The sequence below is a fragment of the Bacillus pseudomycoides DSM 12442 genome, from assembly GCF_000161455.1.
Taxonomy (GTDB): Bacteria; Bacillota; Bacilli; order Bacillales; family Bacillaceae_G; genus Bacillus_A; species Bacillus_A pseudomycoides.
Map to the genome: position 1 here is coordinate 4,103,843 of NZ_CM000745.1, position 11,059 is coordinate 4,114,901.

The following is an 11,059-nucleotide window of genomic DNA, read 5'->3' on the forward strand; positions in this document are numbered from 1 at the left end:
AATAGCCTTGTGCGCATGCACAAGGCTATTTTATTCACAATTTAAGGCGTTGTGATAATTTATTCATGTAAAGGGAACGGATTAAAAAGAAGAAAATAATCTCGATCATCCCAAATAAAGTAAGTACAAATGATAATTCTTTGAGTAGAGAAATTGCGAGTATGTTTTGTAAAAAAACGATAGCAAATATTGTATGGAAGGCAGCGACTATATAAGGTACGAAAAATAAAATTGCCAATTGAATCGTTGCAGAACGAAACATCTCGGACTCTGTTAGTCCAATTTTTGTAATGGCAATATACTTTTGCTCTTCTCTTGTTAAATCATTATACATACGGAAGTACAAGACACTTGCTGCTCCAATAAAGAAGATGATACCGAGAAAAGTGCCAATAAAGAAACTAGAGACATTACTCTTTTTACTGTATGCTAGTTCGTCACTAGATGTAAAAAGACTGAATGGGATAGCGTTATGTTGTTTTTCTTTCTCTGTTTTCTCCAATAAATCGTTTCGATCTTTATCTATACTATTCACCACATTTTTGGTAGGGATAAGAGTGTCTTCCCAATTTTCAACAATATAGTTATAAATGGTAATGGTTTCAATGTGCGGAATCATATTATCAATGACATGATCTTGCATCACAATTGTGTCAGGAAGAGCGTATTGTGGCTCTACTCCTTGATTTAAAAATCCTTTAATGAGAAATTTTTTTTTGTTAGATTCCAAAGTTATTGTTTCTTGCTTTGCAAATGGATTGGTTATTAAATTTAATAGAGTTGGTGAAAACCTAGAAATTATATATGTTTCGTCTGGTCCTAACTGAATTTCTGGTTTTTTTAACAGCGTAGCTAGTGTATTATAATCACTCATTTTCATAATAGCAACGTCTTGTTCTAGAGCTTTATCTTTTAAAACTGCAAATTTATATTTTTGATACTGAAATTGATAATTGGTAAGCTCTTGCTCTATCGTAGCAATATGTTTTTGTTCGAATGAATTTCCTGGATCAGATGTATAGGTGAACGGAACAGGATAACGTTCTAAAATAGTTGCTTTTGTGTAATTATTCATAGCAAAGAGCGGTGTAATAATTGTAAAAGCAAGCGCAGATAACATGGTAACAATAAAGAGCATATTAATATTACCACGCGTACGTGCAACTAAATCTGAAATCCATAACATATTTATTTGTTTCATATAAAATCTTCTTCTCTTTTTTAAAATAGATATAAAGAGAAGAATCGTTTGAGAAAATAATAAATACGTTCCAATTGTTACAAGTGGCAAAATGGATAAAATAATAAAGAATACGGAGCCATCTTGTATGTTTTTTTCGGTGACATATCCTTTTGGGTACCCCGCGATATAATAACATAGTCCTAAACAAGCTAAAGCAAATAAAGAAATGAGAATAGAAGGCCGTTTTTCTTTTCTTAACTTTTGCTCGTTTTTAATGAGACGAATCGTTTTACGTGTACGAACAAACATAGGTGTAAACGTAGAAACGATAAAAAATAGAACGATGAAAGTTACAGTTGTGACGATAATTGCCCTTGTAGGCCAATATAAGTAGAGCCCTGTTGCACCTGTTAATTTGGACGTAACCAATAGAAAAAAGTTAGAAAAAACAAGACCACCTTGAATACCAACAAAAATGGCTAATATTCCAATCATCATATTTTCCATAAATACAAGGCGTTTTAATTGTTTCTTAGAGATACCGAGAACTGTTAAAATACCAAATTGTTTTTTACGTACGTTTAAAAATGCTCCAATCGAATACAGCAAGAAAAAGAACGAGAACATGATGATAACAAATTGCGCCATTCCGATTAAATTCATCAGAGGTCCTTGTTCATGTAAGTTCTGTAAACGCGGATGGTACGAGTATACAGTAAGTGAGAAGAAAACCATTATCGAAAAAGCACTACTTAAAAAATATGCAAAATATGCTTTAGAATTACGCATGACATTTTTTAATGCAAATTGCCAAAATGTCATCCACGTCTTCCTCCTAATAATGCTAATACATCAAGTATTTCTTGATAGAACTTTTCTCGATATAGTCCGCGGTGTAATTCATTATAAAGTTCACCATCTTTAATAAAAATCACGCGGTTGCAATAGCTCGCTGCGAACGGGTCATGTGTTACCATTAAGATCGTTGCTTGTTCTTCTTTATTTAATTTTGTAAAAAGTTCCATTACGTCGATTGCTGCTTTAGAGTCTAAATTTCCTGTAGGCTCATCAGCAAGCAAGAGAGATGGATTATGAATAACAGCGCGAGCTACCGCAGTGCGCTGTGCTTGTCCACCAGAAACTTCGAAAATCCGCTTGTCTAAAATGTGGTCAATCCCAAGTTTCTTTGAAACAATATCTAATCTCTTATCCATTTCTTTTAGCGGAACATTGTCTAACGTTAATGGTAATACGATATTTTCACCAATTGTTAACGTATCTAATAAGTTAAAGTTTTGAAAAACAAACCCTAGTTCTTGGCGGCGGAAAACAGCTAGTTTTTCCCTGCGGAATGTGTGCGGCTGTTTCCCGTTAATAAAAACTTCGCCTGCAGTAGGAGAATCGATTGTTGAAATTACATTTAAGAAAGTAGATTTACCGCTTCCTGAAGGCCCCATAATTGCGACAAATTCTCCTTTATCTACATGTAAATTAATATTTTTTAAAGCGGTATGAGGGACTTTGCCCTCATAAACTTTAGAGACATTTTTAATGTGTAAGACTTCTTCCATAAAGAATCACCTTTCTATTTTTTAAAGACTAATATGTCGAGATAGTTTTTGCATATATAAGGAACGAATTAACAAGAAAAAGATAATTTCAACCGTTCCAAATATCGTAAGAACAACTGTAATTTCAGCAAATAATGATAGATTTATGACTTCTTGTAGCATTTTTGTAGCAAACATTGTATGAATGGAAGCCATGATGTACGGAACGAAGAATAAGATCGCTAGCTGAATGGTAGCGGAACGCTTCATTTCAGATTCTGTTAACCCGATTTTTGTAATCGTAATATATTTTTCTTGTTCACTTGTTAAGTCCGTATACATACGGAAGTAAAGGACACTCCCGGCACCAATGAAGAAAATGACACCAAGGAAAGTACCAATAAAGAAGAATGAAGCGGCGCCTAGTTTAATTTGGTATAGCGTATCACTCGCTTCCCACATGATATATAAAGGTTCTTTAGATGCGATACTTTTTCGATCTTTTTCCAATTTATTAATATATTCTTCAGCGATTACATATGTCTTTTCCCAGTCTTGTACTTGAAAGTTATACAGTGTCATATGTCTCATGTTATTCGATAAAGCATGTACTGTATCATCAGATAAAATTAGTAATTGTGGTGTCAGACCAGCTGGTGTTACGCTAAAATTCTCATAATCTTTTACATGTAATGTAAGTGAATTTTGCGAAAGTGTAACGTTTTTTTGTTTGAAATCTTCTTGCAGTGGACTCAATATGTTTTGATATCCATATCCAGGTAGGATGTATGTTTCATTCTCTTTTACAAAAAGGTGCTTGAGATGTAAAGCAGTCGCAAGTTTATTATAGTCACTTTCTTTTAATACATATGCTTCTCTTTCATAAGGAGTGGTTTTGTCCTTTTGTAATGAAACGGCATATAAGTCTGTTTTGAACTTTTTATAGGTAAATTGTTCTTCGCTAAGTCGTTTTTCTAACCAGTCCATATGCTGTGAAGCAAGTGGATTGGCATCGTATGAAATATAGGTGAACGGGAATGGATTATTTTTGGCAACATCCAACTTTATGAATTTCCCAAACCCATATATGAATGTAATCATTGTAAATGCGAGAGTAGATAGCATAGCTACAATAAAAAGCATATTAATATTTGTTCGAATACGGCTTGCCAAATCTGAAATCCACAGCATATTAATTCGCTTCATGTAAAATTTTCGTCTTGTTTTCAAAATCCGAATGAGCAGGAAGCAAATTTGTGAAAAGAAAAAGTATGTTCCAATTGCCACAAGTGACGGAATGACGAAAATGCTAGAAAACATGTAAATCGATCCTATCTTTGGATCTAAAGATAGAAAGAACATTGGATTTCCAGCTAGTATATATCCCAATAGCAAACATAGAGCACCAAATAAAGAAATAAGTATAGATGGTTTTTGCTCTTTTTGCTTTACTCTTCCTTCTTTTAAAAGGCGTACGGCTTTTCTTGTTCGGATGAGCATAGGAGTAAAAGCAGAAACAACGATAAAGAGTCCAAGGAAGATTGTTGCAGTTAAAAGGATGGCCCCTGAAGGCCAATATAAATACAATCCTGGGACGTGTGTGATTTTTCCTGTTACTAACAAGAAAAATTGTGAGAATACGAGTCCAAGTTGAATGCCAACAAAGATGGACAATATCCCAATCAACATATTTTCCATAAAAACAAGACGTTTTAATTGCCTTCTCGATATTCCTAAAACGGTTAAAACTCCAAATTGTTTTTTACGAACTTTTAAGAAAGTACCGATGGAATAAAGCAGAAAGAAAAAGGAAAAGCACACAATGACCACTTCTGAAAATATCATTAACCCTGTAATTCCATCAACTGTACTAAAATTTTGTAGCCGAGGATGAAATAAATACACCGCAAATGAGAAGAAAATCGCAATGGAAAACGCACTGCTTAAAAAATAGGCAAAATAAGCACGGGAATTTCGCGTTACGTTTTTAAATGCAAACTGCCAAAAAGTCATGCTGTATACCTCCAAATCGAAGATATAGATGTAGTCATGTTGCAAAAAATGTATGAGAGTGAGTTCTCATACATTTCGCTGAAATTGTGTATGTTCATTCTTCAATCACCTTCCCCGAGCCGTCTGCTTGATGATTTAAAGCATTATGGAAGATGATCTTAATGCTAGTCCCTTTACCTACTTCAGAGTCTAACTTCACGGAATGACCTAAATAAGAGCAAATTTTACTGACAATATAAAGCCCCATACCAGTTGATTCTCCGAAAGTACGTCCATTTTTCCCTGTATAAAATGGTTCAAATACTCTTCGGATATCTTCCTGCGGGATACCAACTCCTTCATCACGAATTTCCAAAATAATATCTTTCCCATTTCGATAGCCAGATAAGAAGACTTTCTTGCCTCGCTCGCCAGAATAGCGAACCGCATTCGTCATTAACTGATAAATAATGAATTTCAGCCACTTTGCATCAGAAGCAACCATAAGATCAGAATGAACTTCTAGAACAGGGAATACACCGTTACGAATAAAGAGTTCTTTTAAGCCGTTAATATTTTTTGTTACGGCATCCTTTAGTGAAATCGTTTCTACATGGAAGTCTTCGTGGAAGTTATTGAGTCTCGCCATATATAACGCCATATCAAGTCCTTGATTTAATCTTTCTAGTTCTTTCTTAAACTTCGGAATGAGATGTTCATCTTCCATTTCTAGTACCATCAGCTGCATAATAGAAACTGGCGTTTTCATTTGATGTACCCAGTGGTTAATAAACAATTGGTGTTCTTGTTGTTTGACTTCATATGATTGCAGTTCTTTTTGGAACAAACGATATTGAGTCCGAACAAGCTCATTTACGCCGTGTGGCATAGGTGCGGTCGCTCTTTCAATAAACGCATCTTCCATTTTTTCCGGTGGCTCACTTAATCTGTGATACATTCTGCGGTTGCGAACATAACGATAAACAAGGAAGCAAATAAATAAATATAAACTTAATACGATGAAATAAAATTTATTGTTTTGAAATCCATCAACTGCATCATAGAGAATAAAAATGATACCGAAATTTAATGCGTATAATAGAAAAAATGCAAAATGATCACGCAAAAATAACTTCATGCTTATTCACTCCAAGTTGCGTTAAAACGATACCCTAATCCGCGTACTGTTTCAATTGCGTTTTCAATACCAAGCTCATTAAATTTCTTACGAAGACGTGTAATGTTTACGTTTAACGTGTTTTCTTCAACGAAGCTTTCATCATCCCAAAGCGCAGCTAATAGATCTTCGCGGTTTGCTGTACGAGGGTGTTTCGATAATAACATTTCAGCTAAGATAGCTTCTTTCTTTGTAAGAAGAACTTGCTTCGTTCCAAAATGGATTTCTGGTCGTTCCGGGAATAATTTTAGCCCTTCAACTTCAACAATTCGTTCTGAAATATTTGGAGCATAATCACCGTAAATACGGCGTAATTGACCTTTAATTTTCGCCATTACAACATCGTAGTGGAATGGTTTTGTAATATAATCATCCGCACCGCTCTCAATCGCCATAATTTGTTCCATCTCACCAGCACGAGCAGAAATGAAAATAATCGGGCAAGTAGATTCATGACGAATTTGACGGCACCAGTAGAAGCCATCGAACTTCGGTAAGTTTACATCTAGAAGCACTAGGTGTGGTTTCACTCTATTAAAAGAATCCATAATATCATCAAAGTTATCCGCAACAACAGCTTCATAACCATATTTTTGAATGTGAGACTGAAGTAAAGATGAGATATTTGGATCGTCTTCAACGATTAAAATTTTATACATATGTATATTCCTCCTAAAAAAACAATTGTAGCTATAGTGTACCATGTGTTTCTTGTCTTTTCATTACCTTGAAACGAGTGCTAGTAAACAGTATAGGACAAAAGTGGAAAAAGTAAAAAGGGTTATGGATATAATTGACAATATACGTTTTTTATTTTAACATTTAGATAAATATCTAAATGTCTAATTATTGAAAGGAAGAAAGACATTGAACCAAGCATTTAAAGCATTAGCAGATCCAACAAGGCGAAAAATATTAGATTTATTAAAAGAAGGTGATTTAACAGCTGGTGAAATTGCCGAACAGTTCAATATGACAAAGCCAAGTATTTCACATCATTTAAGTGCACTTAAAAACGCGGAACTTATACAAGATGAAAAAAGAGGGCAATTTGTTGTGTATTCCTTGAACACAACTGTTTTTCAAGATTTATTAACTTGGGTGTTTACGTTTACGAATAAAGGGGGAGAGGGGAAATGAAAAAGCATCTTTTTGCAATTATATTAATTCTTACAACTTGCTTAATATGGGCAATTTCTTGGCCATACTTGCCAGATACAATCGCAACCCATTGGAGCGGCGGGACTGCTGATGGATTTTCATCGAAATTAACTGGAATGATGTCTATGGTTGGTATCATGATTGGTTGTTATGTATTTCTAAATGTTTTACAAAAAATTGATCCAAAGAAAGAAAACTATGAAAAGTTTTCTAAAGCTTTGATGATGATAAATAATAGCCTGCTAGTTGTCTTATTTATCGGAAACATAGATATCATTACAAATGGCTTAGGTTATAAATTATTTATTAATCGGGTCCCCGAATTACTTGTTGGAATTTTATTTTTAATTATTGGTAATTATTTACCGCAGTGTAAACCGAATTTCTTTGTGGGTATGCGTAACCCATGGACGTTAAGCAATGAAGAAGTATGGCGCAAAACACATCGCTTTAGCGGAAAAGTATTTGTAGCTTTAGGACTTATGATGATGGTAAGTATTGTTGTGCCAGCTGAATGGAGATCTTATATGATGCTTACAATGATATTAATTGCTGTGGTGTTGACGAATGGATATTCTTATATTTTATATAAAAAGGAACAATTATAAATAGTAGATACGATTCTGTAAGGACGTTTGCAAGTAATGATATGTGGTAAGGATGAAGTCTTATTGCGTATCATTTTAGTTATTTAGGTCTGAATATTCAGTCTTGGTATACGCGAGTTTAAATCGTTTGGGGGAGAGGGCATGTTAGAAATCATAAATTTTAGCAAAACCTACAAAGGTGGCAAAAAAGCAGTAGATGATTTGAGTTTAACTGTTCAAGCGGGAGATATTTTTGGGTTTATCGGACATAACGGCGCTGGGAAAAGTACGACGATTAAGTCACTAGTAGGTGTTATAGACTTTGAGGAGGGCGAAATTTTTGTTGATGGACATTCAGTAAAAAAGGACCCGATTACGTGTAAGAAGGTCATGGCATACATTCCTGATAATCCAGATTTATATGAACAACTAACAGGGATTCAATATTTGAACTTTGTGGCGGATGTTTTTGGGGTGTCTGTAAAGGACAGGGAAGAACGGATACAAACATATGGAGATGCTTTTGAGATTACACCATATTTGGGGGATTTAATATCCTCCTACTCACACGGTATGAAACAAAAAGTAGCGATTATATCAGCAGTTGTGCATCATCCCAAATTATTAGTTTTAGATGAGCCTTTTGTTGGTCTCGATCCAAAGGCGGCTCTTGTACTTAAGGGGATGATGAAGGAACTTTGTGAATCAGGCAGTGCGATTTTCTTTTCTACTCATGTATTAGATGTAGCAGAGAAGTTATGCAATAAGATAGCGATGATTCATAAAGGGAAACTAGCAATCTCGGGGGAAGTAAAGTCTTTAATCAAGGGAAATTCATTAGAAGAGCTCTTTATGAAGGTGCTTGCTGATGAAGAATAATACGCTAGCGCTTTTAAAAATCCGTCTGATAACGCAGCTTGGTCTAAATACTTTCAAGTATGAAAAAGATAAGAAAAAGAAGCAGAGTAAAATTTTAATTTCAGTATCAATCGCCTTGGTTGCTGCCCTTTTGATGCTATATTGTGGAGGCGCGGCATATGGATTAATCAAACTGGGGATAGGGGAAGTCATTCCAGTTTATGCATTCGTTATTAGCAGTATATTAGTTTTGTTTTTCACTATGTTTAAGGCGAATGGTGAAATTTTTGCCTTTAAGGATTATGATTTTGTCATGTCTTTACCGATTCGTGTAGATACGATTATTGCTAGTAGATTTTTGTATTTGTACGTATTAAATACTGTCTTTTCAATGATCATCATGCTGCCGATGGGGATTATTTATTGTATATATGAGAATCCATCAATATCTTTCTATGTAATGTGGATCATAACTCTGTTTACAGTATCTTTAATTCCAACAACAATTGCGGCTGTTTTTGGTGCATGCATTACGGCGATAGCATCTAAGTTTAGACATGCGAATCGAGTCACTACTGTTTTAAGTTTTATGGCAATTATTATATTTGGCTACTTTATGTTCAAGCAGGGAAATGCGAAATATAGTTTTACTGACTTAGAAGGGATTGGAGCAATCGTTTCAGAGCAATTGACTAAAGTGTATCCGCTAGCTAACATTTTTCAAAAAGCAATTGTCGATGCGAATATAGGAGCTTTTATTCTTTTTGTCAGCATATCAGTTATTTGGTATTATCTTTTTGTAAAAATACTCTCTTTCAAATATAAGCAAATCAATACAGGAGTTTCTACGTACCATACGCGTTCCGATTACAAGATTGATCATATGAAGAAAGAAAAAGTGTTGATTGCATTATATAAAAAAGAACGGAAGCGTTTCTTTTCTTCTACAGTATATGTGATTAATATCGGTATGGGAGTTGTCATGGCAGTCATATTCTCACTTGCAGTCGTTATAGTAGGGCCAAGTCAATTTATTGGATATCCTGGAATCGAAACGCTTTTACAAAAGGTTGCTCCATTTGTTATTTCAGCAATGATTGCAATGACGTGTACAACGTGTGTGTCATTGTCGCTCGAGGGGAAAAACGTATGGATTATCAAGTCATTGCCTCTTACACCGAAAATGATCTATGACAGTAAGATTCTCATGAATCTTTCACTCAGCATACCTACATCAATTATTAGCGCTATCCTTATGATTATAGGTTTAAAGCCAGGTATTTGGACTTCAATTTTAATCGTAATTACCCCAATCACATATTCCTTTTTTTCAGCAGTATGGGGTGTTTTTATTAATAACCGATTTGCTTATTATGATTGGGTATCAGAAACCCAAGTAGTGAAACAGAGTATGGGAGCTGTTCTTGGTATGCTTGGAGGCATGATTCTGGCAGTCATTCCTGCCTTTCTTATAGGTACTGCTGTGATATCAAACTATAGAATGTTTACTTTTGTATTTGTTGTAATGATTTCGATTATGACTGCAGTGTTGTATAGCAATGAGTCTAAAAGAAGGATAAAGTGAAGCATTAGTCTAAAAAAGCTGTCTCCAAAAGGGTGTTAAAAATGACCTTTTGGGACAGCTTCTTTACTTTAATAATCAACTAGGAATATATTACCTTTTTACAACTGGTATCCATATTTCACTTTTAAAAGTAGATGAAGTCACATCTTTATTTTCATTCCATAGGATTTCCGGTCCTTCCATTTGTTCATAATTCGAAGATGGAAACCACTCGGAATAAATACGTCCCCATACATTTTGCAATGCATTAGGAAATGGCCCAATTGCTTCAAATATAGCCCATGTTGAGGCAGGAACTTCAAGTTGCTTGAACTGCTCTGGACAAGTTTTCGTTGTTGCGACGCCAATATAGTGATCAAGTTCTCCTTTTTCCTCCATTCTCCCTTCAGAAAAATTGGTAGAAGCACTGATGAGTCCTGTAGGATCCACATTCGAAAGGGTCTTTAATGTGTGAATTGATTGACTGTCTAAGCTTTTCCACATAGAAGCAATTTCTTGATTTACACCACTAAAAATAATCGGTACTCGTTTCTTTATACCAACGATGCGAAACGTCTCTTTTTTTTCGATTCGATAGTTCATTTCATTTCCTCCTTTAATGGATAACTGGAAGGTCATTCGTGAGTAAGCCTTAAGGGTATGGCTGCTATTTCTAGCCTCTGACGGTGTTATCCCATGCAGATTTTGAAATGCACGTGAAAAGGAATCTGGCGAGTTGTATCCATATTTTATAGCGATATCAATGACTTTTACATTGCTAGCATTTAGCTCAAATGCTGCAAGAGTAAGGCGTCTACAACGAATATATTCTGAAAGCGACGTGCCTGAAAGGAAGGAAAACATTCTTTTAAAATGGTATTCCGAGCAGAAAGCTAGCCTAGCCACTTCTTTAAAGTCAATGTCATTCGTAAGATTGTCTTCAATATACTGTATTGCTGCATTCATATTTTTAAGCGAATCCATCAT

Annotated in this window: 10 protein-coding genes; 4 read left to right on the top strand and 6 right to left on the bottom strand. The window is 34.9% G+C overall.

Annotation, left to right across the window (positions count from 1 at the left end; all coding sequences use genetic code 11):
* Positions 1 to 34 precede the first annotated feature (34 nt).
* The 5 genes from BPMYX0001_RS20915 to BPMYX0001_RS20935 form a co-directional block, all read right to left on the bottom strand.
* Positions 35 to 2,005 (bottom strand): FtsX-like permease family protein, encoded by a 1,971-nt coding sequence (locus tag BPMYX0001_RS20915; protein WP_033799175.1) that lies wholly within the window; start codon positions 2,003 to 2,005, stop codon positions 35 to 37.
* Entirely contained in the window at positions 2,002 to 2,754 is a 753-nt protein-coding gene (locus BPMYX0001_RS20920; protein ID WP_006096319.1) for an ABC transporter ATP-binding protein, read from the bottom strand. Before BPMYX0001_RS20920 ends, BPMYX0001_RS20915 begins: the two co-directional genes overlap by 4 nt.
* Before the next feature lie 21 nt (positions 2,755 to 2,775).
* Positions 2,776 to 4,746, bottom strand: coding sequence for an FtsX-like permease family protein (locus BPMYX0001_RS20925; protein WP_006096320.1), 1,971 nt, complete (start codon positions 4,744 to 4,746; stop codon positions 2,776 to 2,778).
* A gap of 94 nt (positions 4,747 to 4,840) precedes the next feature.
* A complete protein-coding gene (locus BPMYX0001_RS20930) occupies positions 4,841 to 5,863 on the bottom strand; it encodes a sensor histidine kinase (RefSeq protein WP_006096321.1) in 1,023 nt (340 codons plus the stop codon).
* A gap of 2 nt (positions 5,864 to 5,865) precedes the next feature.
* Positions 5,866 to 6,561 (bottom strand): response regulator transcription factor, encoded by a 696-nt coding sequence (locus tag BPMYX0001_RS20935; RefSeq protein ID WP_006096322.1) that lies wholly within the window; start codon positions 6,559 to 6,561, stop codon positions 5,866 to 5,868.
* 208 nt (positions 6,562 to 6,769) lie between these two features.
* On the opposite strand from BPMYX0001_RS20935, the gene BPMYX0001_RS20940 reads away from it, so the two are divergent.
* From BPMYX0001_RS20940 to BPMYX0001_RS20955, 4 genes are all read left to right on the top strand, one after another.
* The gene (locus tag BPMYX0001_RS20940) at positions 6,770 to 7,042 is read left to right on the top strand and encodes an autorepressor SdpR family transcription factor (RefSeq protein ID WP_033799176.1); all 273 of its coding nucleotides are present in this window, start codon (positions 6,770 to 6,772) and stop codon (positions 7,040 to 7,042) included.
* On the top strand, positions 7,039 to 7,671 hold the full coding sequence (locus tag BPMYX0001_RS20945; protein ID WP_018764633.1) for an SdpI family protein: 633 nt from the start codon (positions 7,039 to 7,041) through the stop codon (positions 7,669 to 7,671). Before BPMYX0001_RS20940 ends, BPMYX0001_RS20945 begins: the two co-directional genes overlap by 4 nt.
* A gap of 141 nt (positions 7,672 to 7,812) precedes the next feature.
* Complete coding sequence (locus tag BPMYX0001_RS20950) at positions 7,813 to 8,529, top strand: ABC transporter ATP-binding protein (protein WP_003204770.1); 717 nt, start codon at positions 7,813 to 7,815, stop codon at positions 8,527 to 8,529.
* Positions 8,519 to 10,093: a putative ABC transporter permease subunit gene (locus BPMYX0001_RS20955; RefSeq protein ID WP_033799177.1), complete on the top strand. Its 1,575-nt coding sequence runs from the start codon at positions 8,519 to 8,521 to the stop codon at positions 10,091 to 10,093. Before BPMYX0001_RS20950 ends, BPMYX0001_RS20955 begins: the two co-directional genes overlap by 11 nt.
* A gap of 90 nt (positions 10,094 to 10,183) precedes the next feature.
* Here BPMYX0001_RS20955 and BPMYX0001_RS20960 read toward each other — a convergent pair whose 3' ends face one another.
* A complete protein-coding gene (locus tag BPMYX0001_RS20960) occupies positions 10,184 to 11,056 on the bottom strand; it encodes an AraC family transcriptional regulator (protein ID WP_033799178.1) in 873 nt (290 codons plus the stop codon).
* Between the last annotated feature and the right edge of the window lie 3 nt (positions 11,057 to 11,059).

What these genes read in the sequence shown, in the direction of transcription:
- BPMYX0001_RS20925 (WP_006096320.1), bottom strand. Translation starts at nt 4,746, where the DNA reads ATGACTTTTTGGCAGTTTGCATTTAAAAACGTAACGCGAAATTCCCGT.
- BPMYX0001_RS20945 (WP_018764633.1), top strand. Translation starts at nt 7,039, where the DNA reads ATGAAAAAGCATCTTTTTGCAATTATATTAATTCTTACAACTTGCTTA.
- BPMYX0001_RS20915 (WP_033799175.1), bottom strand. Translation starts at nt 2,005, where the DNA reads ATGACATTTTGGCAATTTGCATTAAAAAATGTCATGCGTAATTCTAAA.
- BPMYX0001_RS20950 (WP_003204770.1), top strand. Translation starts at nt 7,813, where the DNA reads ATGTTAGAAATCATAAATTTTAGCAAAACCTACAAAGGTGGCAAAAAA.
- BPMYX0001_RS20920 (WP_006096319.1), bottom strand. Translation starts at nt 2,754, where the DNA reads ATGGAAGAAGTCTTACACATTAAAAATGTCTCTAAAGTTTATGAGGGC.
- BPMYX0001_RS20960 (WP_033799178.1), bottom strand. Translation starts at nt 11,056, where the DNA reads ATGGATTCGCTTAAAAATATGAATGCAGCAATACAGTATATTGAAGAC.
- BPMYX0001_RS20930 (WP_006096321.1), bottom strand. Translation starts at nt 5,863, where the DNA reads ATGAAGTTATTTTTGCGTGATCATTTTGCATTTTTTCTATTATACGCA.
- BPMYX0001_RS20955 (WP_033799177.1), top strand. Translation starts at nt 8,519, where the DNA reads ATGAAGAATAATACGCTAGCGCTTTTAAAAATCCGTCTGATAACGCAG.
- BPMYX0001_RS20935 (WP_006096322.1), bottom strand. Translation starts at nt 6,561, where the DNA reads ATGTATAAAATTTTAATCGTTGAAGACGATCCAAATATCTCATCTTTA.